Annotated in this window: 24 protein-coding genes; 9 read left to right on the plus strand and 15 right to left on the minus strand. The window is 67.3% G+C overall.

The features are described 5' to 3' along the window. The first annotated feature begins 4 nt into the window (after positions 1-4). The gene (locus tag GV044_RS09130; protein WP_159868465.1) at positions 5-1138 is read left to right on the plus strand and encodes a serine hydrolase; all 1134 of its coding nucleotides are present in this window, start codon (positions 5-7) and stop codon (positions 1136-1138) included. Between the two features lie 157 nt (positions 1139-1295). On the opposite strand, the gene GV044_RS09135 is transcribed toward GV044_RS09130, so the two are convergent. The 3 genes from GV044_RS09135 to pdxH are packed head-to-tail and all read right to left on the minus strand — an operon-like array spanning position 1296 to position 3674. Then, positions 1296-2090 (minus strand): PhzF family phenazine biosynthesis protein, encoded by a 795-nt coding sequence (locus tag GV044_RS09135; RefSeq protein ID WP_159868468.1) that lies wholly within the window; start codon positions 2088-2090, stop codon positions 1296-1298. Next, positions 2090-3052: a cation diffusion facilitator family transporter gene (locus tag GV044_RS09140; protein ID WP_159868471.1), complete on the minus strand. Its 963-nt coding sequence runs from the start codon at positions 3050-3052 to the stop codon at positions 2090-2092. The genes GV044_RS09135 and GV044_RS09140 overlap by 1 nt, the downstream gene beginning before the upstream one ends. A 10-nt stretch (positions 3053-3062) precedes the next feature. After that, positions 3063-3674: a pyridoxamine 5'-phosphate oxidase gene (pdxH, locus tag GV044_RS09145; protein ID WP_159868474.1), complete on the minus strand. Its 612-nt coding sequence runs from the start codon at positions 3672-3674 to the stop codon at positions 3063-3065. 135 nt (positions 3675-3809) lie between these two features. On the opposite strand from pdxH, the gene GV044_RS09150 reads away from it, so the two are divergent. The 3 genes from GV044_RS09150 to fabI all read left to right on the plus strand — a co-directional run bounded on the left by GV044_RS09150 (position 3810) and on the right by fabI (position 6736). Further along, positions 3810-4784 carry a DnaJ C-terminal domain-containing protein gene (locus GV044_RS09150; protein WP_159868477.1) on the plus strand — a complete coding sequence of 325 codons (975 nt, stop codon included), beginning with the start codon at positions 3810-3812 and terminating at the stop codon, positions 4782-4784. Positions 4785-4939: 155 nt separating this feature from the next. Next, positions 4940-5920 carry a YihY/virulence factor BrkB family protein gene (locus GV044_RS09155; RefSeq protein WP_236554822.1) on the plus strand — a complete coding sequence of 327 codons (981 nt, stop codon included), beginning with the start codon at positions 4940-4942 and terminating at the stop codon, positions 5918-5920. Between the two features lie 12 nt (positions 5921-5932). Beyond that, positions 5933-6736: an enoyl-ACP reductase FabI gene (fabI, locus tag GV044_RS09160; RefSeq protein ID WP_159868480.1), complete on the plus strand. Its 804-nt coding sequence runs from the start codon at positions 5933-5935 to the stop codon at positions 6734-6736. 39 nt (positions 6737-6775) lie between these two features. On the opposite strand, the gene GV044_RS09165 is transcribed toward fabI, so the two are convergent. The 9 genes from GV044_RS09165 to GV044_RS09205 form a co-directional block, all read right to left on the minus strand. Continuing rightward, complete coding sequence (locus tag GV044_RS09165; protein ID WP_159868483.1) at positions 6776-7324, minus strand: hypothetical protein; 549 nt, start codon at positions 7322-7324, stop codon at positions 6776-6778. A gap of 108 nt (positions 7325-7432) precedes the next feature. Further along, complete coding sequence (locus GV044_RS09170) at positions 7433-7957, minus strand: demethoxyubiquinone hydroxylase family protein (protein ID WP_159868486.1); 525 nt, start codon at positions 7955-7957, stop codon at positions 7433-7435. Beyond that, positions 7954-8430 carry a disulfide bond formation protein B gene (locus GV044_RS09175; protein WP_371741611.1) on the minus strand — a complete coding sequence of 159 codons (477 nt, stop codon included), beginning with the start codon at positions 8428-8430 and terminating at the stop codon, positions 7954-7956. The genes GV044_RS09170 and GV044_RS09175 overlap by 4 nt, the downstream gene beginning before the upstream one ends. Positions 8431-8481: 51 nt before the next feature. Continuing rightward, the gene (locus GV044_RS09180) at positions 8482-9831 is read right to left on the minus strand and encodes a S41 family peptidase (RefSeq protein ID WP_159868492.1); all 1350 of its coding nucleotides are present in this window, start codon (positions 9829-9831) and stop codon (positions 8482-8484) included. Between the two features lie 171 nt (positions 9832-10002). Continuing rightward, entirely contained in the window at positions 10003-11217 is a 1215-nt protein-coding gene (locus GV044_RS09185) for a murein hydrolase activator EnvC (RefSeq protein ID WP_236554823.1), read from the minus strand. Positions 11218-11475: 258 nt separating this feature from the next. Then, positions 11476-11901, minus strand: a complete 426-nt coding sequence (locus GV044_RS09190; RefSeq protein WP_159868498.1) for a 23S rRNA (pseudouridine(1915)-N(3))-methyltransferase RlmH — start codon at positions 11899-11901, stop codon at positions 11476-11478. A gap of 77 nt (positions 11902-11978) precedes the next feature. Continuing rightward, positions 11979-12392, minus strand: a complete 414-nt coding sequence (gene rsfS, locus GV044_RS09195; protein WP_159868501.1) for a ribosome silencing factor — start codon at positions 12390-12392, stop codon at positions 11979-11981. 132 nt (positions 12393-12524) lie between these two features. Further along, positions 12525-13172, minus strand: coding sequence for a nicotinate-nucleotide adenylyltransferase (locus tag GV044_RS09200; protein WP_159868504.1), 648 nt, complete (start codon positions 13170-13172; stop codon positions 12525-12527). Positions 13173-13212: 40 nt separating this feature from the next. Continuing rightward, entirely contained in the window at positions 13213-14481 is a 1269-nt protein-coding gene (locus GV044_RS09205) for a glutamate-5-semialdehyde dehydrogenase (protein WP_371741584.1), read from the minus strand. Between the two features lie 253 nt (positions 14482-14734). Here GV044_RS09205 and GV044_RS09210 point away from each other — a divergent pair, with 253 nt between their 5' ends. Both GV044_RS09210 and GV044_RS09215 read left to right on the plus strand, forming a co-directional pair. Next, positions 14735-15847, plus strand: a complete 1113-nt coding sequence (locus tag GV044_RS09210; RefSeq protein WP_236554824.1) for a M23 family metallopeptidase — start codon at positions 14735-14737, stop codon at positions 15845-15847. 57 nt (positions 15848-15904) lie between these two features. Continuing rightward, positions 15905-16339 (plus strand): polymer-forming cytoskeletal protein, encoded by a 435-nt coding sequence (locus GV044_RS09215; protein WP_159868510.1) that lies wholly within the window; start codon positions 15905-15907, stop codon positions 16337-16339. A gap of 348 nt (positions 16340-16687) precedes the next feature. On the opposite strand, the gene GV044_RS09220 is transcribed toward GV044_RS09215, so the two are convergent. Next, entirely contained in the window at positions 16688-17392 is a 705-nt protein-coding gene (locus tag GV044_RS09220) for a DUF1013 domain-containing protein (protein ID WP_159868513.1), read from the minus strand. Positions 17393-17537: 145 nt separating this feature from the next. After that, entirely contained in the window at positions 17538-18152 is a 615-nt protein-coding gene (locus GV044_RS09225; RefSeq protein ID WP_159868516.1) for a glutathione S-transferase family protein, read from the minus strand. A 399-nt stretch (positions 18153-18551) separates the two neighbouring features. Between GV044_RS09225 and GV044_RS09230 the strand changes: the two genes are divergently transcribed. Continuing rightward, positions 18552-18932, plus strand: a complete 381-nt coding sequence (locus GV044_RS09230; protein ID WP_159868519.1) for a response regulator — start codon at positions 18552-18554, stop codon at positions 18930-18932. Positions 18933-18952: 20 nt separating this feature from the next. On the opposite strand, the gene GV044_RS09235 is transcribed toward GV044_RS09230, so the two are convergent. Then, on the minus strand, positions 18953-19954 hold the full coding sequence (locus GV044_RS09235; protein WP_159868522.1) for an NAD(P)H-quinone oxidoreductase: 1002 nt from the start codon (positions 19952-19954) through the stop codon (positions 18953-18955). Between the two features lie 87 nt (positions 19955-20041). Here GV044_RS09235 and GV044_RS09240 point away from each other — a divergent pair, with 87 nt between their 5' ends. Together GV044_RS09240 and clpA are read left to right on the plus strand one after the other, a co-directional pair. Then, positions 20042-20260, plus strand: a complete 219-nt coding sequence (locus GV044_RS09240) for a DUF1192 domain-containing protein (protein ID WP_159868525.1) — start codon at positions 20042-20044, stop codon at positions 20258-20260. Positions 20261-20402: 142 nt separating this feature from the next. Further along, the gene (gene clpA / locus GV044_RS09245; protein ID WP_159868528.1) at positions 20403-22772 is read left to right on the plus strand and encodes an ATP-dependent Clp protease ATP-binding subunit ClpA; all 2370 of its coding nucleotides are present in this window, start codon (positions 20403-20405) and stop codon (positions 22770-22772) included. Positions 22773-22789: the final 17 nt, after the last annotated feature.

Here is a 22789-nt window from a genome sequence, read left to right on the forward strand (position 1 = left end):
CGACATGTCGCCGCGTCGCCAGCCTCTTATCCGCGCCCTCACCCTGCTGCCAGCCCCCCTGCTCGCGCTGGCGGCATGCGGCGGTGGACAGGACGGCCCGCCGCCGCCGAGCGCCGAGGCGCAAGCCGCCGTGCGCGACGATGGCGGCGCCGCGCGCATCCCGCTGGCGCGCGCCATCGACACGATGTTCGATGCCGACGCGGTGGGACCGACTCAGGCCTTGGTGGTGATGAAGCGCGGCAGCGTCGTCGCCGAGCGCTATGCCCCCGGGATCGATGAAAAGACGCCGCTACCCGGCTGGTCGATGGCGCAGTGCGTCACCGCGCTGATGATCGGTCAGCTGGTCAGCGACGGCCGCCTGCGCATGGACGAGACCGCGCCGGTGCCCGATTGGCAGCGCCCCGGCGACCCGCGCGGCGAGATCACCTTGCGCCAGCTGCTGCAGATGCGCTCGGGCCTGCGCCATACCGAAACGGCGGAACCGGAGCGCACGTCCGACCGCACCCGCATGCTGTTCCTCGACGGGCGCGACGACATGGCCGCCTATGCCGAAGCGCAGCCGCTCGAAGCTCCCGCCGGACGGCAGTTCGAGCCTTCGGCGGCGACCGGCGTGATCCTCGCCGATCTGGCTGGACGCGTGCTCACCGATAGCCGCGACCCCATCCTGAAGCGGCGCGCGGTGGGTGACTACTTGCGCACGCGCGTGCTCGATCCCGTGGGCATGAAGGGCACGCAAGTCACCTATGACCGCGCCGGCACGCTGGTGGGTTCGAGCATGATGCTCAGCCCGGCGCGCAGCTGGGCGATGCTGGGCGAGTTCCTGCGCCACACCGGCTCGGTCAAGGGCGCGCAAGTGTTGCCGCATCGCTGGGTGACCTTCATGCGCACCGCCTCTCCGCGCGACCCGGCTTACGGCGCCGGCGTGTGGCTGAACGGAACGCCGCGTTCGGGCACCGCGCTGCTGTGGCCGGGTCAGGGGCGCAAGAACCTGTTTGCGTGCTTGGGCGAGCATGGGCAATACTTGGTGGGCTCTCCCGACCAGCTGCTGACGGTGGTGCGGCTGGGGCACTCGGCTCCTGAACAGGAGGCGGCGCTGCACGACCGGATGGGTCAGTTGATCGAGCTGTTTCCGGGCTAGGCCCGTCCAGATCCTCCCCTGCAAGGGGAGCGGGACCGTCCGCGAAGCGGATGGTGGAGGGGTGTCACGGCTCGCGAAGTATTCGACCGAAAGGGTTACACCCCTCCGTCAGTCCTGCGGACTGCCACCTCCCCTTGCAGGGGAGGATCTTGCAGCTTCAGAACGTAAACCGCCCTTCGACCACCGTCACGCAAGGGCCGCCCAGCCACGCTACGTCGCCTTCGATGCGGCACGTCAGCAAGCCGCCACGCTGTGAGGCCTGGTAGGCGGTGAAGCTTTCACGCCCGAGCCGCCGGGTCCAGAATGCCGTGAGCACCGCGTGCGCCGAGCCGGTGACACTGTCCTCATCCACCCCGCCGCCTGGCACGAACACGCGGCTGACGACATCCGTTTCCGTGCCCGGGGCGGTGACGATGAACTGGTCGTCGCCTAGCGCCTCCAGCCCGCGCAAGTCGGGGGCCAGCGCCCGCACCGCCGCCTCGTCGGGATAGAGGAAGACGTTGTAGCCCAGCGGCGAACGCCAGGTCTCCACCGGCTCGGCGCCGAGCAGCGGTTTCGCCGCCGCGACATCGGCGCGCTCGGTGACGATCGCCGGCAGGCCAAGGCTCAGGACCGGACCGTCGCGGCGCACCACCAGCACGCCGGCTTGCCGGGTCCGGAATGTCACCTGCTCAAGGCCGGGCTCCAGCCTCAGCAACACGTGCCCCGACGCAAGCGTGGCATGGCCGCACAGGCGGATCTCGCAAGCAGGCGTGAACCAGCGCAGCTCCCAATCCGCCTCGCCGCTTGCGTCGCGCACCACGAAGGCCGTCTCGGCGAACATGTTCTCCGCCCCGATCGCCTGAAGGACCCTGTCTTCCGGCCAGTTGTCCAGGATCATCACCGCCGCCTGATTGCCGGCGAACGGTTGGTCGGCAAAGGCATCGACATGCCAGTAAGGAACCGTAGGCATCAGGCGCGTCCTTCTTCGCGGGCGGCGGCGAGGTATTCCTCCACGTCGCAGGTGTGCGGCAGCACGTCTTCGCCGGCAGGGCCCTGCTCGTCGACGTGTCCGTTGGGTTCGGGATGGATGATGATCTCGGTTTCCGGGAACTCGGCCTGGAGTCGCGCTTCCATGTCGTCCATGATCGCGTGCGCCTGGCCCAGGGTCATGTCGGGGTCGATCCAGACGTGGAACTGCACGAAGTCGCGATTGCCCGAGGTGCGCGTGCGCATGTCATGGACGCCGGTGATGTCCGGATTACGGGCGAGCACGGCCAGGAAGCGATCCTTCTTCTCGGCCGGCCACTCGTGATCCATCAGCTGCTCGATGGCGGCTTGCGAGGCGGTCCAGGCGCTCCAGCCCAGCCAGCCGGCGATCGCCAAGCCGAACAGCGGATCGGCACCGGCAAAGTCCAGGAACTGGTCCACCACCAGCGCGGCGATCACCGCCAGGTTGAGCAGCAGGTCGGAGCTGTAGTGCACGCTGTCGGTCGCGATCGCCAGGCTGCCGGTGCGGCGCACCACATGCCGCTGCCACGCGAGCAAGGCCAGCGTCACCACGATGGCCGCCAGCGACACGCCGATCCCTTGCGCCGCGGCCTGGGTGCGTCCGCCATCGACGAACTGCTCGATCGCCCGCGCGGCGATGCCCAGCGCCGAGATCGAGATCAGCACGATCTGGAACAGCGCCGCGATCGCCTCCGCCTTGCCGTGGCCGAAGCGGTGCTTGTCATCCGCGGGCATCGCCGCGATCCACACGCCCGCCAGCGTCGCGCAGCTGGCCACGAGGTCGAGCGTGGTGTCGGCCAGGCTGCCGAGCATGGCAGTGGAGCCGGTCGACCACGCCGCCCAGCCTTTCAGCACCAGCAGCAACAACGCCGCGGCGATGCTGGCCAGCGCGGCGCTGCGGTTGAGGGTGCCGGCTCCGCTCATCGCCAAGATCTCATGGATACAGCAGCGTGCTCGACCAGCCGCCAGCCCCGTCCGACCGGAACAGCCGCCGCTCATGCAGGCGATAGGGGCGGTCCACCCAGAATTCGATCGCAGTGGGCTGCAGGCGGAACCCGGTCCAATGCGCCGGCCTCTCGATCTCGCCCTCGCCGAAGCGCGCCTCGATCTCCTGGAAGCGCGTCACGAAAGTCTCGCGCGCGTCGAGCGGGGCGGACTGGTCCGACGCGACCGCGCCCAGCTGCGAATCGCGCGCACGCGAATGGAAGTAGTCGTCCGCCATGGCGGCATCGACTTCGCTGATGGACCCCTCGATACGGATCTGGCGGCGCAGGCTTTTCCAATGAAACAGCAGCGCCGCGTTGGGATTGGCGCGCAGCTCCGCGCCCTTGCGGCTGTGGGCATTGGTGTAGAACACGAAGCCATCGGGGCCATGCCCCTTGAGCAGCACCATGCGCACCGAGGGCAGCCCGTCCGGCGTCGCAGTGGCGAGCGCCATCGCATTGGAATCGTTGAGTTCGCTTGCACGTGCCTCGGCAAACCAGAGATCGAACAGGGAGATCGGGTCGCTATCGGGGATCACGTCGCTTCGGGTGTCAAAATCCATGGTGGTCCTCGGATGAGCGCAGGGCAGCGGGCTTGCGTGCTTAACCCACACAAGTGCGATCAGTTACCGCCTGTGCACGAGCGTGCAACCCGCCGCTTGCCGGGACGCCGATGCGAACCTAGCTATGCTGCCGATATGGCAGCAGATCCTTATACCACTTTGGGTGTTTCCCGCGGCGCGAGCGAAAAGGAGATCAAGTCCGCTTATCGCAAGCTGGCCAAGGAGCTCCACCCCGACGCCAACAAGGACAATCCCAAGGCGTCTGAGCGCTTCAGCGAAGTGACGGGTGCCTACGACCTGCTGAGCGACAAGGACAAGCGCGCCCGCTTCGACCGCGGCGAGATCGATGCCGACGGCAACCCGATGGGCTTCGGCGGAATGGGCGGCGGAAGCGGCGGCTTCGGCGGCGGCGCGCATCGCGGCTTCGGCGGTGGCGGTGGGTTTGAAGGATTCTCCAGCGAGGGCATCGACCTGGGCGATCTGTTCGGTGACATGTTCGGCGGACGCGCCGGCGCTCGTGGTGCCGGGATGGGCGGAATGGGCGGCGGCGATCCGTTCGGCGGCGCCCGCCAGCAGCGCCGCACGGCCGCGCGCGGTGCAAACGTCTCGTACCGGCTCTCGGTCTCGCTACCCGATGCGGCCAATCTGGCGCCGCAGCGGATCACGCTGGGCGATGGCAAGACGATCGATCTCAAGCTGCCCAACGGCGTCGAGGACGGCACCCAGATGCGCCTCGCCGGCAAGGGCGAGCAAGGTGCGGGCGGTGCCGGCGACGCGATCGTCACGATCCAGATCCAGCCGCACACCTGTTTCAAGCGCGAGGGCGACGATGTACGGCTCGACTTGCCGGTGACGCTGGACGAGGCGGTGAACGGCGCCAAGGTTCGCGCGCCGACGGTCAGCGGCGCGGTCATGCTCTCGGTGCCCCCGGGCAGTTCCTCGGGCAAGGTGCTACGGCTGAAGGGCCGCGGCTTTACTCGCAAGGACGGAACGCGCGGCGATCAGCTGGTGACGTTGGAGATCGTGCTGCCTGAGGGCGACGCTGATCTGGCCCAGCGCCTCGAAGGCTGGCGCGACACGCGTGACGTGCGCGGGAAACTGGGCGTTTGATGTCCTGCGCCAGATCCTCTCCCACTGGGAGAGGGGGACCGCCGCCAGTGGCGGTGGTGGAGAGGGCCTTGGGCTACACAAGCGACGGGCTTTGCCGCGCTCCCTCCGACGGCCATGCTGGCCGCCACCTCCCCCGCTGGGGGAGGATCTAGAGCTTGCCAAATACCGGCTCCAAGTCCGGCCTTACGCCTGAGGCGCGCCGCAAGGACGCAATGCGGCGCAGCTCCGGCCTGCAGGCGCGCATTCGCGAGAAGACCGGGCCGGGCTCCAGTTTCTACAACGTTACCAAGCGCGTGGTCACTGGCGCCTGGGAGGACGGCTTCATCCACGCCGGCAATCTCGCCTACGTCACCCTGCTGGCGCTGTTCCCCTTCTTCATCGTCGTCGGCGCGGTGTTCTCGGCGATCGGCGAGCGCGAGCAGCTCGACGCCTCGATCGACAACCTGCTCACCGCCCTGCCCCCACGCGTCGCGCAAGTGCTGGCGCCGGTTGCGCATGATGTCGCCGCCGATCGCCAGGGCTGGCTCTTGTGGATCGGCGGGCTGTTCGGGATCTGGTCCGCTGCCAGCTTGATCGAGACCATCCGCGACATCCTCCATCGCGCCTACGGCACCCAGCCGACTCGCGCCTTCTGGCGCTATCGCCTGACCTCGACCGGCATGATCCTGGCCGCGGTGCTGATCCTGCTGGTTTCGCTCTCGGGCCAAGTGCTGATCGCCTCGGTGCAGGAGGTGATCGTCACGCTGTTCCCCCGGATCGACGCGCCGGTGTTCGGCTTCGTGGTCACGCACCTTCTGACCGCGCTGACGCTCTACGGCTCGATCTACACGCTGTTCTACACGCTGACGCCGTCGGCCTACCAGAAGCCGATCTACCCGCGCTGGCCGGGTGCGCTGCTGGTGACGGTGTGGTGGGTGGTCGTCGCGATTGCCCTTCCGCGCGTGCTGGCGACATTTTTCCGCTACGATTTGACCTATGGCAGCCTGGCCGGGGTGATGATCGCACTTTTCTTTTTCTGGCTTGTCGGACTAGGGATGGTGGTTGGCGCCGAACTCAACGCGGCGCTGACGCAATCGCCCGAGGAGCGGGCGTTGAATGAAGCCGGTGGGCCGCTCGCGCCCGCAGCCGGCGAGTGACGGGATATACGAATGACAGGTCTGATGCAGGGGAAGCGCGGTCTCATCATGGGCCTGGCGAACGATAAGTCGCTCGCCTGGGGCATTGCGAAGAAGCTGGCCGAGCATGGCGCCGAGCTGGCGTTCTCCTACCAGGGCGAGGCGCTCGCCAAGCGGGTAAAGCCATTGGCGGAGAGCCTGGGCAGCGACTTCCTGCTCGAATGCGACGTGTCGAACATGGACGCGCTCGACACCGCGTTCGAGACCTTGAAGGCGCGCTGGGAGACGATCGACTTCGTCGTCCACGCGATCGGCTTTTCCGACAAGAACGAGCTGCGCGGCAAGTACGTCGATACCAGCCTCGACAACTTCCTGATGACCATGAACATCTCGGCCTATAGCCTTGTCGCGGTGACCAAGCGCGCGGTCGCGATGATGCCGAACGGCGGCTCGATCCTGACGCTGACATATTATGGCGCGGAAAAGGTGGTGCCGCACTACAATGTGATGGGCGTGGCCAAGGCAGCGCTGGAGACCTCGGTCCAGTACCTCGCGAACGATCTGGGCCCGCAGAACATCCGCGTGAACGCGATCTCGGCCGGTCCGATCAAGACCCTGGCAGCCAGCGGCATCGGCGACTTCCGCTATATCCTCAAGTGGAACGAGCTGAACGCGCCGCTGCGTCGGAACGTGACGATCGAGGACGTGGGCGGCAGCGGGCTGTACTTCCTGTCGGATCTTGCGTCGGGCGTGACGGGCGAGGTGCACCACGTCGATGCGGGCTACCACGTGGTCGGCATGAAGCAGGAAGACGCGCCGGACATCGCGCTGAGCTGAGCATCTATATCCTCTCCCCCCAGGGGAGAGGATAAGACGTCACGGCTTGGTCGTGCCCTGAGCCGCGGCATCCTGCGCCTTCTTGCGTGCCTCGTACGCGCGCTCTTCCGCCTCGACGCTGGCCTGCTCCTCGGCGGCCGTCGCGTCGATGGTCGAGAGGCGCTTCTCGCGCTCCTTGGAGATCAGTTCGCCGAACTTCACGTCGGTGCCGTTCGCACGCTCCGCCTTGGCGCGCTGGATCATCGCCTGGGTACAGCCGGTGAAGCCACCTGCGCCCACCGGCGAGCAGCTGTCGGTGCCGAAGCGGCCGACCGTCTCGTACGCCGTAACCTTGTTGCTCCACGCTTCCGAAGTCGGACTATCGATGCCGCGCAAGGGCTCGGGGATGCGATAGCGCTCGCCTTCGGGCTTGCGCGCGCAGACGGTGATTTCGTCGCCGCTGGAGGCGGGGCACGGGTCGTCGCCGTAGACGATGACCTGGTTCACCCGCTCGTTGCCGCCGCTCGCAGCCGCATCGTCTTGGGCCATGGCCGGCGCGGCGAAAGCCAGGGCCGCGAAGGCGGAAGCGATGGTCCAGGTACGCAGCATAAGTCGAGCTCCAACAGGCGATCCAACGCGCGCCATTCCCGTCGATATAGGGGGTGCGCAGATTGAATGATAGCTGAAGGCGCCCGGTTTGGTTCCCGGCGCGAGCGCTCAGATCCGCTCGGAGAGACGGATCGCCAGCCTGCACCCCAGCCGGATCGCGCCGGAGAGCAGCGGATAGGCCGGCGCCTGCTCCGCCCCGCCGGCGATCGCGGCATGATGATGCTCACGCTCGTCGTCGCGGAACTTGGCGATGCGCGCGGCGAGCTCCGGGTCCTCGTCGCCCAACTCGTCAAGCTGCTGGCCGTAGTGCCGCTCGATCTCGGTCTCGATCGCGGCAGTGCAGGCCATCGCTGCCTCGGGCCCCAGCAGCGCCGTCGCCGCACCGAGCGCGAAGCCGGCTGCCGACCACACCGGCTGCAGCAGCGTCGGGCGCACGGCGCGCTCCGCGATCATGGCATCGAACACCTGGCGGTGCTCGGCTTCCGCGGCCGCCATGCCGGCGATCTCGGCCGCGCCGGGTGCGCGATTACCCATCACCGCGAGCTGCCCGGCGTAGATGCGCGTCGCGCCGTACTCGCCCGCCTGGTCGACGCGCAGCATGCGTTCAGATCTGATCTTGGCCGATGTGGTCATGCAGCCTTCCTTCCGCGCGTGAGCAGGAACGCGATGGCCAATGCCGCCGCAGTCGAGAACAGGAAGTTCCAGCCGGCGAGCGAGATCCCGAACAACGACCAGGGCGCTACATCACAGCGGATCACCGGCGCGGCCAGGATCGCCGCGAGCGGATCGCCACCCTTGGCAAAGGTGTTGGCGGTGCAGGCAGTGACACCTTGCCACCAACCATATTCGACGCCGGCGTGGAAGCCGCCGATCAGGCCACCGACCGCGATCGCCAATCCGGCCAGCGCCACCATCGCCCGTGCCGGCAGCACGAAGGCCAGCAGCGCCAAGCCCAGTGCCGCGAAGTGGGCGTAGCGCTGCCACCAGCACATCTCGCAAGGCGGCAGGCCGAAGCCGTACTGGCTGATGTACGCGCCTGCGAGCAGGGCCGCCGGTGTCAGCAGCGCGAGCCACCGTGCGGCGCGCAAGGGTTCGTCAGGTCCGATCCTAGTCACAGTCACAATCCACGGGGCCGGCTATCGATCAAGAAATGAGGCTCACTTGCGCGCAGCAAGCGCCGGCCGCCCCGCCGTACGGTCGAGCGTCTGCACCGCATAGTGCAGCTGGAAGTCCTTGATGCCCTGCTTCTTCAGCTCCTCAGGAGTGGCGGTGAAGCGCGGGTCGTCCTTCTTGTCGGTCTCCAGCTCCTTGTCGTCGAGCGAGGCCTCGTTGATCAGGTGACCGCGCAAGTCGCTCTCGCGCACCGCGCGCTCGGCGCGGGCCTTGGCATCCGGGTCGGAGAGCTGCGGCACGCGGATGTCGGGGTCGATGCCGCCTTCCTGCACCGAGTGGCCCGACGGCGTAAAGTAGCGCGCGGTCGTCAGCTTGACCGCGCTGGTCTTGTCGAGCCCGATCAGCGACTGCACGCTGCCCTTGCCGAAGCTGCGCTCGCCCATGATCACGGCACGGTGCTGGTCCTGCAGCGCGCCCGCGACGATCTCGGACGCCGAGGCACTGCCGGCATCAATCAGCACGATCATCGGCATGCCCTTGATCGCGTCGCCCTTGAACATCGATTCGGCACGGTAGAACTGGTTCTCGCTAGCGACGCGGCCGCGCTGCGAGACGATGTCGCCCTTGTCGAGGAACAGGTCCGACAGCGCCACCGCTTCGTCGAGCGAGCCGCCCGGATTGGAGCGCAAGTCGAGCACCAGCCCGGCCAGCTTGCCTTGCGGCGTCTTGGCGACTTGCGCCTTCAGCGAGTTGATCGCGATGTTCACGTCCTTGCCGACGTCGCGCGAGAACTCGTTGACCGAGATCACGCCGACATCGCCGCGAAGCTCGGAGGTGACCGGCTCCAGCTCGATCACGCCGCGCGTGACGGTGACGTCGAACGGCTCGTCGCGGCCGGTGCGGAAGATCGTCAGCCGGATCGAGGTGCCCGCCGCGCCACGCATCTTGGCGACCGCTTCGTCGAGGTCGCGCTCAAAGTAGAGCGTGCCGTCCAGGTGGGTGATGAAGTCGCCCGCCTTGATCCCCGCCTTCTCCGCCGGCGAGCCCTTAAACGGCGAAACCACCTTCACCGCGCCGTCCTCCTCAACCACCGAGAGGCCAAGGCCGGTGTAGTTGCCGTCGATCATGGTCTCGATCCGCTGCAGCGAGGGACCATCGAGGTACGTCGAGTGGGGGTCGAGACTGGCGAGCATGCCGTCGATCGCGCCCTTCAGCAGCTTGTCGTCGCTGACCTGGTCGACATAGTTTTCCTTCACCAGCTGGTAGATCGCCAGCAGCTTGCCGAACTGCGGCCCGCTGCGCGCGTCGACCGCGGCAAGGCCGGCCGTGGCCGTGGGCAGCAGCGCAACAGCGCTCACCAGCATGGAGGCGCGAAGGAGGGGGGCGAATTTCATCGGGCTGAGTGAGCCTCTCATCTGTGCGGAGCCGGCCGTGACGTCCGCGTATACCGTCACATTCTAGTGATGGTGGAGGTGCTTGGCCAGTGGCTTGAGGTTCACGCGGGTGAGAAGCGGTGCTGAGGTTTGGGCTTACGGCTAGCGGAGCGCGGACCGGCCTTTGCCTTGCTACAGCGAACGCAAGTATTGCAGCGGATTGACCGGTTCGCCATTGCGGCGCAGTTCGACGCCGATGCGCGGTGCGCCCGGCCCCGTCGTGCCGAGCGGCGAACCCGCGACCACTTGGTCGCCAACGCCGACGTCGAGCCGCGCCAGGCCGGTGACGAGCGTGACCCAGCCGCCATCGTGCTCGACGATCACGATCTCGCCATAGCCACGATAGCGCCCGGCGTAGGCGATGCGGCCGGGAGCGGGCGCCACAGCCTGCGCGTTGGGCCGCGTGGCGAGCACCACGCCGCGCGAGCGGGCCTGGCCTACGCCGCCCGGCCCCTCCTCGCCAAAGCCGGTGACGAGGCGGCCGGTCAGCGGCAGGATCCAGGTCGGCAGACCTTGCGGGGGCGCGGTGAAGCTGCCGGCCTCGACGACGCGCGAGTCCTCGGGCCGCGGTGGACGCATGATCGGCCCCGGCAGGCCGGCGAGCGCGGCGCGCAGTTCTCCCTCGCGGCCGATCTCGCCGATGAGATCGCCCAGGTCGCGAGCCCGCTCGGCCAGCATCAGCGCGCGTTCCGATTCGCGACTGGCGATGCCGACCGCCGCCCGGCTGGCGAGGCGCTGGCGGGCCTCCATGGCGGCAAGCTGCTGTCGTTTGGCGCTCAGCTGGTTTTCGCTGGCGCGCAGTTGGTCGGAAGCGGCGCGCGCGACTTGCTCCAGTTGGCGCGCACGCGCGATCTCAGTGCGCAGGGCCGCTGTCCGGCGCTCGACCTCGGGCAGCATCGTCTGGAGCAGCGCACGCATGGTCACCAGCTCACGCAGCGAGCCGGGGCGCAGCAGCGCGAGCACCGGCGGGCGCCGCGACAACCGCTGGAGCGCAGCGGTGAGCCGGACCAACGGCGCTTGCCGCTCGGCCATGCGGGCCCGCAAGCGCTCGCTGGCGGCGGCGATCAGCTTCACTCGCGCTTCCTGCACGGCGATCTGCGCTTCGGTTTCCTGCACGCGTGCGGCGAGCGCTGCCGCCTCGCGCGCTGTGCGGTCGGCTTGCTGGGTAACGGCGCGGGCTTGCGCCTCCAGCGTCTCGGCGCGGCGACGTGCGGTGGCACCTTGTGCCTGCGCGGTGGCGAGTTCGCGCCGGGTCTGCGCGGCATCGGCCGTGGATGGCGGTGCTGACTGCTGGGCCGCTGCGTGGAAACCTGCGACTGCGGCCGCGATCAACGCAATTGCGACCAAGATCGCTCCGCCATGACGTGGCCGCCAGGCGTTCCTGCTCCCACCCTCGTCACCCTGAACTTGTTTCAGGGTCCATCGTTGTGTCTCGCCTGGAGGCTGGAAGGGCAAACCGTCCGAGCCGCTTGCGCCTTCTACGGGCGGAGCGTGCGGCGCGATGGACCCTGAAACAAGTTCAGGGTGACGGATCGGGGGTGGGGAGAGCTCGGTCAGCCGCAAGGGTGATCCCCCGGCGCTCTCCGAAACCGCAGAACCCATCGCTCACCCGGCCCTATGATAGGGGTGACCGGCGAGAATACTCGTCGCCCGCCACAGCTGTTCGGCCAGCATCGCCCGAACCATCAGGTGCGGCCAGGTCATGGCGCCGAAGCCGAGCAGCAGATCCGCCTTCTCGCGCGCCGCATCGCCGTGCCCGTCGGCAGCGCCGATCAGGAACCGCGTCTCGCGCACGCCCTCGTCGCGCCAGCGACCGAGCAGGTCCGCGAACGCCTCGGAGGATATCGGCTTGGCGCGCTCGTCCAGTAGCACGTCGCGCGAGGGCGTCTGCGCCAGCGGCGGGACACGACCGCCCAGATCGGGCAATTCGGTATGGCGGAAAGGCCAGGTCAGCCGCTTGGCATAGCGGTCGACCAGCTCGGCCTCGGGCGAGCGGGCGATCTTCCCCCTGGCGATCACGTGCAGCAGCATCGCGCCCTCGTAGCGCTACGATGCACGCGCGGCGAGGCGCAATATCCTCTCCTCAGCACGGAGGAGAGGATGATGTCTTATGCCGCGCCGGCGCTGCCCTCGCCAAAGCCCCACATGCGCTCCAGGTTGTAGAAGCTGCGCACTTCGGGGCGGAACACGTGCACGACCACGCCGCCGGCATCGACCAGCACCCAGTCGGCCGCGGGGAGGCCTTCGATGCGGGAGTTGCCGTGGCCACCGTGCTTCAGGCGCTCGGCCAGCTTCTGGGCGATCGCGGTGACCTGGCGGCTCGAGCGGCCGGACGCGATCACCATGTGATCGGCGATGCTCGACTTGCCCTCGAGGTCAATGGTGACCACGTCCTGGGCCTGGTCTTCGTCGAGCGAGTGCAGGACGAGCGCCAGAAGCGGGTCGTCCGATCCGGCGACCGCAGGGGCCTGTCCGGGGTTCGCGGTGCCGGTGCGAACCGGCTCTAGATGTGCCTGGGGCATCTTAAGGTTAGTCAGCTCCTCTCTGCTGATTTACGCGCCCGCGAGCACGGTGCGCGCGGACGATTCGGTAGGCGTAAGCGGTTGTCATGGCAGTGAAATGGTGGCTGCGTCGGTGAAGAGCAACCGGCCCGCTCAAGCGGCATCTCCGGGGATGATGTGGTGCGTGACCTGATCGCGCAGGCTCCGTGTCGAGAGCCTGTCGGCCCAGTCCGGGTCGGCGCGGCGTATCGCCGTGGCCGAACGCGAGTCGGGATCGAAACGCAAGGTCAACAGCGCCGGGGCGCTCCACGCTTCCCGGAACTTCAAGCAGGCGGGCGGCTTCCGGTACCGTCCCAACCAGGCCATCGCGGGGCTCGCGAGGGCAGCGTCATCATAGCCCGGACGCGCCACAACCGCAATCGGCATCAGCCGCGCGATGCTCCGCCAGTCGCGCCAGCGGTGGAACTGGGCGAGATTGTCGGCACCCATGACCCATACGAATCGCCTGCGGGGATAGCGGCGGACGAGCTTGCGCAAGGTGTCGGCGGTATAGCGCGTGTGCAGTTCGCGCTCGATCGCACTGACCCGGATCGGCGCGCGCCGGGATTGCTGTCGGGCGGACGCCACACGTGCGGAGAGCGGCGCCATGCCGGCGCGGGCTTTGAGCGGATTGCCCGGCGAGACCAGCCACCACACTTCAGCCAGGCCGAGCGCGCGCAGGATCTCCATCGAGATCTTGCGATGCGCGCCATGCGCCGGGTTGAAGCTGCCGCCGAGCAGGCCGGTGGGGGTGCCGGTCACCCTTTCCGAACCTCCCCGCGCAGGGGGAGAACTACGCGGATCAGGGTCGCACCTGTCCGGTGCCGCGCACCTGCCACTTGTATGTGGTGAGGCCCTCCAGAGCGACCGGGCCGCGGGCGTGGAGGCGGCCGGTGGCGATGCCGATCTCGGCGCCCAAGCCGAATTCGCCGCCGTCGGCGAACTGGCTGGACGCGTTGACCATCACGATCGCGCTGTCGACTTCGGCCAGGAACCGCTCGGCGGACGCATCGTCGCTGGTGACGATCGCGTCGGTGTGGTGCGAGGAGTGGCGGGCGATGTGCTCGATTGCGGCGTCGAGCCCGTCGACGACGGCCACCGCCAGGACGGCGTCGAGGTACTCGGTATCCCAGTCTTCCTCGGTAGCGGTGACGATGCGCGGGTCGAGCGCCTGCGCGCGCGCATCGCCGCGCAGCTCGCACCCGGCGTCGAGCAGATCGCCGGCCAGCGCTACCGCGTCGGGGAACTGCGCATCGACCAGCAGCGTCTCCATCGCCCCGCAAATGCCGGTGCGCCGCATCTTGGCGTTGAGTGCCAAGGCGCGCGCCATCGCCGGATCGGCTGAAGGGTGCACATAGGTGTGGCAGATGCCGTCGAGGTGCGCGAGCACCGGCACGCGCGCATCGGCCTGGACGCGCGCCACCAGGCTCTTGCCGCCACGCGGTACGATCATGTCGATCAGGCCGGCGGCAGTCAGCATCGCGCCGACCAGCGCGCGGTCCTGCGTCGGCGCCAGCTGCACCGCGTCGGCGGGCACGCCCGCGCTCTCCAGCCCGCGGGCAAAGGCGGCATGGATGGCGCGATTGGAATGCAGCGCCTCGCTGCCGCCACGCAGCAGCACCGCATTGCCCGAGCGCAGGCACAGCGCGGCGGCGTCCGCCGTGACGTTGGGCCGGCTCTCGTAGATGATGCCGATCAGCCCGATCGGAATGCGCACGCGCGATAGCTTGAGGCCGTTGGGCCGTTCGCTGCGGTCGATCACTTCGCCGACCGGATCGGGTAACGCGGCGACTTGCTCCACCGCATCGGCGATCCCCGCCAGCCGCTTGGGATCGAGCCGCAGCCGGTCGAGCAGCGCGGCCGTCAGCCCCTTGGCCGCGCCTGCCGCCACATCGCGGGCGTTGGCCTCCAGGATCGACGCCTCGTCCTCGCGCAGTGCCACCGCGACCGCGCGCAGCGCCTCGGCCTTGCGCGCGTCCGGCAGCAGCGCCAGCGTGCGCTGGGCTTCGCGACCGGCCCGAGCGAGACGTGCGATCACGACCTCGGGCGACTCCACAACGGGGCTCTCCATGTTCATGGCCGCCGAGTATCACCGCAGGCGCTGCCTGTCACCGCGCGACGCGCGACGAACAGGATCATAGCAGCGGCGATTCGCAAGCAGGTAGCCGAACCGTTCCCGCGGCAAACTCCGCTCGTCCCAGCAGAGTCCCGCCTCAACCCTATTTCGCACATGCACAAGGCAGGTGGATTCGCCTTTGTGACAGTGCGTGGCTAGGGGCGGCGCCCAATAGGCAGCTTTGCACAAGCGGGGTCGAGTTTTGAAAATGCCAGCCGCCGACGCGGTCCAATCGCGTCTGCGGACCCTCTTCCCTGACCGTGAGTTCTTCATGCGGTCGCAGGGGCAGGTCCGATTCATCAAGGTTTCGACCAAGGTCCAGACGCTCGCCGCGCTGGGCGGGGTCGTGGCCCTGGCCGCATGGCTGGCGATCATGGCCAGCCTGACGCTGTCGCAATGGTCGGCATCGCGCGAACGAGGCGAATTGCTGGCGCGTGAGGCACGTGTCGCCAGCGCGCAGAGCCGAGTCGAAGCCTATCGCCGCGACGTCCACGCGGTCGCTGCCGACCTCGCACGGCGGCAGGAGTTCATCCAGCGCATGGTCGAGGCGCATCTGGGCGACTTGCCTGTGGACACCGAGGATGCGGCTCCTGACACCGATGCAAAGTCGGCCGAGACCGTGCGCGAGATAAGCATGGCGCTGCCCGAAGCCGCTTCGCTCGCCCGTTTGGAAGCCGACCAGCTCGCTTTCGTCGATCGCCTGACCCGCTATGCCGACCGTCGCTCGAACCGCGCCGCCGATTCGATCCGCGCGCTCGGCCTCAATCCCGGTTCGATGGTGGCCACGCACGCCGCCGAGGGTGGCCCGTTGCTGCGTCTCGCGACGGCGCGCGACGGCTCTCTCGATCCGCGCTTCAAGCGCCTGGGCATCAGCCTGGCGCGGATGGATGCGCTGGTCTCTGGCCTCGCCAGTGTGCCGCAGGTCCAGCCGGCGCACGTCGCCTATGTCTCGTCGAGCTACGGCTACCGTGCCGACCCGTTCAACGGCGGCGCTGCGTTCCATGCCGGGCTCGACTTTCCCGGACCCATGGGTTCGCCCATCTATGCCGCCGCGCGCGGCCGGGTGACGTTCGTCGGGCAAAAGCAGGGCTACGGCAACTGCATCGAGATCAGCCACGGCAACGGCCTGGTCACCCGCTACGCCCACTTGTCCGGCTTCGGCACGCGTGTGGGCCAGATGGTGGAGCCGGGCACGCGGATCGCGGCGATGGGTAGCACCGGCCGCTCCACCGGTTCGCATCTGCACTTCGAAGTGCGGATCAACGACCAGCCGGTGAACCCGCGAACATTTCTGGACGCTGCCCGCAAGGCGCAAGCTTAGATTCAGCCCACACCTGTCAGGCGCCCGACCATGATAACACCGAGGACACCCACCACCATGCCCAAGCCGCTCGGCAGCCACCGTCCGATGCACGGGTCGACCACCAGCATCCTGGGCGGCGACACCGCCATCTCGGGCAACATCAGCGCGACCGCCGACCTCCACATCGAGGGCCGCGTCGAAGGCGACATCACCTGCACCGCGCTGATCCAGGGCGAAGGCAGCGAAGTGGTCGGTGCGATCACCGCCGAATCGGCACGCATCGCCGGCCATGTCGATGGCTCGGTAACCGCCCGTGAGGTGGTGATCCTCAAGTCGGCAAGGATCCGGGGTGACATCGTCTATGATGCACTGACGATCGAGCAAGGCGCGCAGCTGGATGGCCGGCTGACTCCGCGGACGGGTCAGGCACAGTCGATCACGCGCTCGGGCGAAAGCCTGGAACAGCGCCTAGTGTTGGCCGCACCGGCGCAGAAGAGCGAGGAGGATTGAAGCTTCGCACGTCGGGTGCTGTGCGGGTGACGCCGCGCGCGGGCTTGGACAAGCTCAGCCTTGGCGGTGTGAGGGATATGCCGCGGGTGTGACGTGCGTACGCGGGCCGCGACAAGCATGGAGCTAAGCTAGCAGCCTCACAACAGCGCTCACTGTGCCTCCGGTACGACGCTCATGCACAGGTTCACCTAGAAGAACCTGTTGGAGCTCAGCACGCGTTTAATCCAGCACGCCCGGTGAGCGTGCAGGCCCCGCCAGGACTGAGCTTGTCGAAGGCCGGCATGCCCGCTCGCGGCCTTGCTAGACATCCAAAAAGCAGGAGCGCCCTCAGGCGCCCCCGCCTTGTCTTTACCCGCGGCGTTCTTCCGCCTCGGCGGCGCGCTTGGCCTCGAGCCATGCAGCAGCCTCGGCCTCCTGCGCAGCTTCGCTGGCGGCGCGCACGGCGTCCTCGCGCTCCTGGCGCAGTTCTTCGATCAGCGCCTGGCGATCATCGCCCAGCCGCTCGTCGTCACGACCGTCGTCCTCGATGCCGGCCTTCTTGGCGGCCTTGGCGACAATGCCGTCGAGCTCGCGCTGCGAGCACAGGCCCAGCGTAACCGGGTCCTTGGGCGTGATGTTGGCGATGTTCCAATGGCTGCGGTCGCGGATCGCGGCGATGGTGTTGCGCGTGGTGCCGATCAGCTTGCCGATCTGCGCGTCCGAAACCTCGGGATGGTGGCGCAGGATCCAGGCGATGCCGTCGGGCTTGTCCTGGCGCTTCGACACTGGGGTGTAGCGCGGGCCCTTGGTGCGGCTGACGTTGACCGGCGCCTTGTGCATCTTAAGCTTGTAGTTGGGGTCGGCCTGACCCTTCTCGATTTCTTCCTGCGTCAGCTCACCCGAGCGCAGCGGATCGCGGCCCGTGTACTTGCTGGAGGCGAGATCGTCCGCCATCGCCTGGACTTCCAGGATGTGCAGGCCGCAGAACTCGGCGATCTGCTCGAAGGTCAGGCCGGTGGTGTCGACCAGCCACGAGGCGGTCGCGTGCGGCATCAGCGGGGTGGGCTGGCTCATGTCTCTTGGTCCCAATCGGTGCCGGACGGGACGTGACGCCCGGCGCAAAAACGATAAGGGCCGCCCCTTTGCGGAGCGGCCGTACCGGGTCGATCTAGGCAATCGCGCAGGATTCGGCAAGCGTCACGGCAATCCCGCGTGCCGATCAGTCCATGGGCACGTAGCCTTTCAGCTTCTCCACCCGCTTGAGCCAGGCGCAGACCGCCGGGTAGTCGCGCAGGCGAAAGCCGCCGGCCTCGCACACGTGGGTGTAGGGAAAGAGCGCGATATCCGCGAGGCTGACGCTGGCACCGACCAGCCAGTCGTGCTTGGCCAGATGCTCGTTCATCATCGCCAGGGCTGCCTCGCCGCCGGCACGCTTGGCGGGGATCTGGTCGCGCTGGAACTTGGACAGGTTGCCCTCTCCCACGAACAGCAGCCAGAAGCGCAGCGTCGCGACGTTGGGCTCGTGGTTGTATTGCTCGAAAAACATCCAGCGCAGCATGTCGGCGCGCTGGAAGCGATCGGCGGGGATGAGCGGCGAGCCTTCGGCGAGGTACCAGCAGGCCGCGTTGCTTTCGGGCAGGAAGCGATTGCCCACCTGCAGCACCGGAATGCGCCCATTGGCATTCACGTTCTGCAGGAACTCGGCGGTGCGCGTCTCGCCCCGCATGATGTCGTACTTGCGCCTCTCGAGCGGCAGCTTCAGCAGTGCAGCCGTGAGCTGTATCTTGTAGCAATTGCCGCTGCGCGGGTCCTCGTGAAGCGTCAGCTTGTCCATTCAGCCCCCTGTGTTGAGGTATAGGTATAGGCGAATGAAAGCCGACGGAAGGCAATTACATGACCAAGGGTCTAGCGCGCCTAGTCGGCCGAGGGGACGTGAGAGCGATTCCAATCGCGGGAGGACGCCGGAGGCAGCAACGTGGAAGCAACCAAGGTCAGTGCCCATCCCTCTCGAGCCGCTGCAGCACGGGACGCCGCAGGTGGAGCCAACCTCGGCCAGTTCGGATGTTTCCTCGTCCCGATCGCAAATATAACGGCGTAAAGCGCTGCGCATTGCAGCCCATCGTGGGCATGGTCATAGTTGGGCCACACGCACGCGGAGGAGCCGTATGTCTGTTCATCCAGGGCCCATGAAACACAGCGGTTTGCCCTGCAGGTCAGGCGCAGTGTGCTGGTGATGGAGACGCCTGCCGATAGCGCCTTGTCCGGCCTCCGCATCCTCATCGTTGAGGATGATCCCCTCATCGCAGACGTACTGGCGGAGTACGTCGAGAGCGCTGGCGGCCTGGTCGTCGGGCCGTTCGCATCGATGGTTGGCGCCCTTCAAGGCATGACCCAGTTGGACGCGATCGACGCTGCGGTCCTGGACATCGGCCTGGGTGGTGAGGACTCCTACCCTCTGGCAGAGGCGCTGCAGACGACGGGCATTCCGTTTATCTTCTCGACCGGAACCGAGCGGCTGCATCTGCCGGAGCGCTTTGCCACGGCCGGTCACTTGCTCAAGCCCTATCGCCGGGCCGAGTTGATCGCCGAGCTTGCCAGGCTGACGCAGCCATAGCGTAGCGCCGTTCCCGCAGTCTAAACCTCCAGCACGATCTTGCCGACGTGGTCGCCCGCTTCCATCCGGCGGTGCGCCTCGCTCGCCTGCGCCAGCGGAAAGCGAGCATCCATGATCGGGCGCAGTTCGCCGCGTTCGACATGGGGCCAGACTTGCGCGGCGATCTCTTGCGCCAGCAGCCGCTTGAACTCTTTGGAGCGCGCGCGCAGCGTCGAGCCGGTGAGCGTATAGCGGCGGCTCATCACCACCGCCATGTTGAGCGTAGCCTTGGCACCACCGAGCACGGCAATGGTCACATGCCGACCATCTTCGGCCAGACACTTGAGGTTGCGCGGCACATAGTCGCCCGAGATCATGTCCAGCACCAAGTCGACGCCCTTGCCGCCGGTCAGCCGGGCAACCTCCTCGACGAAATCCTGCGCCTTGTAGTCGATCGCGTGATCGGCGCCGATCTCGAGCGCCCGCGCACACTTGTCGGCGCTGCCGCAGGTGACGATCACCGTAAGGCCGAACAGCTTACCCAGCAGGATCGCCATGGTGCCGATGCCGCTGGTGCCGCCGTGGACCAGCATCGTCTCGCCCTCGCTTGCCCAGCCGCGATCGAAGACGTTGTGCCAGACGGTGAACAGGCCTTCGGGCATCGCTGCGGCTTCGGACAAGGGCAGCGATTCGGGCACCGGAAGGCACTGAGCAGCATCGGCGATGCAGTATTCGGCGTAGCCGCCGCCCGCCACCAGCGCACAAACCCGCTCGCCCGGCAATAGGGCGGTGACGCCCTCGCCCAGCAAGGCCACGGTGCCCGCGACCTCCAGGCCCGGCAGCGGCGAAGCATCTGGTGGCGCAGGATAATTCCCCTGGCGCTGGAGCACATCCGGCCGGTTCACCCCCGCAAACGCGACCTTGATCAGCACTTCACCCGGCCCCGGACGTGGCACCGCAACCTGGCACGGAACCAGCACCTCGGGCCCTCCCGGAGTGTCGATGGCGATGGCGGTCATGGTTTCGGGAAGGGCGTTCGGCATGAAGCGTGTGTTGCCACAAGCCGGGCTGCGCACGAACCTGTTTCAAGCAGTTGACAGTCGCCTGATCGAGTCCGATGCTGCACTGCAATGGACGATGACGAGCGACCGCGGCGACGGTCGACCGAGGGCAACTTCGGTGCCGCCAGCCTCCTCGCCAGCGAGAGCCTAGAGAGCTACTCGCTGGACGAACTCGACGCACGCGTCGCGCTGCTCAAGGCCGAGATCGACCGGATCGGAACGCATCGAGCGAAGACGACCGCGCACATGGCCGCGGCGAACTCGCTCTTCAGGCCGAAACAGCCTTGAAGCCCGGACGTTATCCTGGCGCACGTTATCTCGAAACGCCGAACACGCTTCCTATATCGGTCGCAATCGATCGCTTACCTTCGGGCCCTTCCCTCAAGCTCTGCCCGACAAGGAGCGCCAGCATTCCAACGAAAGAACGCTAATGCCAAGTTTCGCGCAAAGCCTTGAGAAGACACTGCACTCCGCGCTGTCGCATGCGTCGGATCGCAGCCACGAATACGCGACGCTCGAGCACCTGCTGCTCGCGCTGATCGACGATACCGATGCGGCGCAAGTGATGACCGCCTGCGGTGTCGACCTGGGCGATCTGGGCGATGTCGTGCGCCAGTACCTCGACCAGGAATATCAGTCGCTGAAGACCGAGGAAAAGGGCGATCCCGCTCCCACCGCCGGCTTCCAGCGCGTGATTCAGCGCGCCATCCTCCATGTCCAGTCCAGCGGCAAGGACACCGTCACCGGCGCCAACGTGCTGGTCGCGTTGTTCTCCGAGCGGGACAGCTATGCCGTCTACTTCCTGCAGCAGCAGGACATGAGCCGCCTGGATGCCGTCAGCTACATCAGCCACGGCATCGGCAAGGGCGGTCGCCGCATCGAGGACAAGAACGCCAAGGGTTCCGAAGATCAGGCCCCGCAGGCCTCCGAAGAAAAGGCCGAAGCCAAGGGCGGCAACAAGAAGGATTCCGCGCTCGACCAGTTCACCGTCAACCTCAACGAGAAGGCGCTGTCGGGCAAGGTCGATCCGCTGATTGGCCGTGGCCCCGAAGTCGACCGCACGATCCAGATCCTGTGCCGCCGCTCCAAGAACAACCCGCTCTACGTGGGCGATCCGGGCGTGGGCAAGACCGCCATCGCCGAGGGCCTCGCGCGCAAGATCGTCGAGGGCGACGTGCCCGAAGTGCTGGAAGAAGCGGTGATCTACTCGCTCGACATGGGCTCGCTGCTGGCGGGTACCCGCTATCGCGGCGACTTCGAGGAGCGCCTGAAGCAGGTCGTCTCCGAGCTGGAGAAGATGCCGCACGCGATCCTGTTCATCGACGAGATCCACACCGTGATCGGCGCCGGCGCCACCAGCGGCGGCGCGATGGACGCGTCCAACTTGCTGAAGCCCGCGCTGTCGGGCGGCACGATCCGCTGCGTCGGCTCGACCACCTACAAGGAGTTCCGCAACCACTTCGAGAAGGACCGCGCATTGCTGCGGCGCTTCCAGAAGATCGACGTGAACGAGCCGACCATCGAGGATACGATCAAGATCCTCAAAGGTCTGCGCACCGCGTTCGAGGAGCACCACAAGGTCAAGTACACGCCCGACGCGATCAAGACCGCGGTGGAGCTGTCGGCCCGCTACATCAACGACCGCAAGCTGCCCGACAAGGCGATCGACGTGATCGACGAAGTCGGCGCGATGCAGATGCTGGTGCCGCCCAGCCGCCGCAAGAAGACCATCACTGCGCGTGAGATCGAGGCGGTGATTGCGACCATGGCGCGCATCCCGCCCAAGTCGGTCAGCTCGGACGACAAGAAGGCTCTCGAGTCGCTCGATCGCGATCTGAAGCGGGTGGTGTTCGGCCAGGACAAGGCAATCGGCGTCCTTTCGACGGCGATGAAGCTGAGCCGTGCGGGCCTGCGCGATCCGGACAAGCCAATCGGCTCTTTCCTGTTCAGCGGTCCCACCGGCGTCGGCAAGACCGAGGTCGCGCGCCAGCTGGCGACGATCATGGGCATCGAGCTCAAGCGCTTCGACATGTCCGAGTACATGGAGCGCCACTCGGTCAGCCGCCTGATCGGTGCGCCTCCGGGCTATGTCGGCTTCGATCAGGGCGGCCTGCTCACCGATGCGATCGACCAGAACCCGCACTGCGTCCTCCTGCTTGACGAGATCGAAAAGGCGCACCCCGACCTGTTCAACATCCTGCTGCAGGTGATGGACAACGGGCGCCTGACCGATCACCACGGCAAGACCGTCGACTTCCGCAACGTGGTCCTCATCATGACTACCAACGCGGGCGCTTCGGACATGGCACGGTCGGGCATTGGCTTCGGCGACGTCAGCCGCGAGGATGCGCAGGACGAGGCGGTGAAGCAGATGTTCACCCCTGAGTTTCGCAACCGCCTCGATGCGATCGTGCCCTTCGCCTACCTCGGCAAGGAAACGATCAGCCGCGTCGTCGACAAGTTCATCCTTCAGCTGGAACTGCAGCTGGCCGACCAGAGCGTGCACATCCAGTTCGATTCGGATGCGCGCGAGTGGCTGGGTGAGCGCGGGTACGACAAGCTCTACGGTGCGCGTCCGATGGGCCGCCTGATCCAGGAAAAGGTCAAGCAGCCGCTCGCCGAGGAACTGCTGTTCGGCAAGCTGGCGACCGGCGGCGAGGTGCATGTCTCGGTCAAGGAGAATGCGCTGTCGTTCGAGCTGACCCCGGCGGCGCCCAAGCTGACGAAGTCCAAGAAGAAGGCCGTGAAGTCGCCGGCGCCGGAGACCGACTCGGAATCGGAGACCAGCTCGGACGAGTAAAGCTCGCCTAGTCTGAA

Source organism: Novosphingobium sp. 9U, from assembly GCF_902506425.1.
Lineage (GTDB): Bacteria > Pseudomonadota > Alphaproteobacteria > Sphingomonadales > Sphingomonadaceae > Novosphingobium.

What these genes read in the sequence shown, in the direction of transcription:
- GV044_RS09140 (WP_159868471.1), bottom strand. Translation starts at nt 3,052, where the DNA reads ATGAGCGGAGCCGGCACCCTCAACCGCAGCGCCGCGCTGGCCAGCATC.
- GV044_RS09135 (WP_159868468.1), bottom strand. Translation starts at nt 2,090, where the DNA reads ATGCCTACGGTTCCTTACTGGCATGTCGATGCCTTTGCCGACCAACCG.
- GV044_RS09150 (WP_159868477.1), top strand. Translation starts at nt 3,810, where the DNA reads ATGGCAGCAGATCCTTATACCACTTTGGGTGTTTCCCGCGGCGCGAGC.
- GV044_RS09230 (WP_159868519.1), top strand. Translation starts at nt 18,552, where the DNA reads ATGGAGACGCCTGCCGATAGCGCCTTGTCCGGCCTCCGCATCCTCATC.
- GV044_RS09130 (WP_159868465.1), top strand. Translation starts at nt 5, where the DNA reads ATGTCGCCGCGTCGCCAGCCTCTTATCCGCGCCCTCACCCTGCTGCCA.
- rsfS (WP_159868501.1), bottom strand. Translation starts at nt 12,392, where the DNA reads ATGCCCCAGGCACATCTAGAGCCGGTTCGCACCGGCACCGCGAACCCC.
- GV044_RS09165 (WP_159868483.1), bottom strand. Translation starts at nt 7,324, where the DNA reads ATGCTGCGTACCTGGACCATCGCTTCCGCCTTCGCGGCCCTGGCTTTC.
- GV044_RS09215 (WP_159868510.1), top strand. Translation starts at nt 15,905, where the DNA reads ATGCCCAAGCCGCTCGGCAGCCACCGTCCGATGCACGGGTCGACCACC.
- GV044_RS09240 (WP_159868525.1), top strand. Translation starts at nt 20,042, where the DNA reads ATGGACGATGACGAGCGACCGCGGCGACGGTCGACCGAGGGCAACTTC.
- GV044_RS09225 (WP_159868516.1), bottom strand. Translation starts at nt 18,152, where the DNA reads ATGGACAAGCTGACGCTTCACGAGGACCCGCGCAGCGGCAATTGCTAC.
- GV044_RS09170 (WP_159868486.1), bottom strand. Translation starts at nt 7,957, where the DNA reads ATGACCACATCGGCCAAGATCAGATCTGAACGCATGCTGCGCGTCGAC.
- GV044_RS09180 (WP_159868492.1), bottom strand. Translation starts at nt 9,831, where the DNA reads ATGAAATTCGCCCCCCTCCTTCGCGCCTCCATGCTGGTGAGCGCTGTT.
- GV044_RS09235 (WP_159868522.1), bottom strand. Translation starts at nt 19,954, where the DNA reads ATGCCGAACGCCCTTCCCGAAACCATGACCGCCATCGCCATCGACACT.
- pdxH (WP_159868474.1), bottom strand. Translation starts at nt 3,674, where the DNA reads ATGGATTTTGACACCCGAAGCGACGTGATCCCCGATAGCGACCCGATC.
- fabI (WP_159868480.1), top strand. Translation starts at nt 5,933, where the DNA reads ATGACAGGTCTGATGCAGGGGAAGCGCGGTCTCATCATGGGCCTGGCG.
- GV044_RS09205 (WP_371741584.1), bottom strand. Translation starts at nt 14,481, where the DNA reads ATGGAGAGCCCCGTTGTGGAGTCGCCCGAGGTCGTGATCGCACGTCTC.
- GV044_RS09210 (WP_236554824.1), top strand. Translation starts at nt 14,735, where the DNA reads ATGCCAGCCGCCGACGCGGTCCAATCGCGTCTGCGGACCCTCTTCCCT.
- clpA (WP_159868528.1), top strand. Translation starts at nt 20,403, where the DNA reads ATGCCAAGTTTCGCGCAAAGCCTTGAGAAGACACTGCACTCCGCGCTG.
- GV044_RS09220 (WP_159868513.1), bottom strand. Translation starts at nt 17,392, where the DNA reads ATGAGCCAGCCCACCCCGCTGATGCCGCACGCGACCGCCTCGTGGCTG.
- GV044_RS09190 (WP_159868498.1), bottom strand. Translation starts at nt 11,901, where the DNA reads ATGCTGCTGCACGTGATCGCCAGGGGGAAGATCGCCCGCTCGCCCGAG.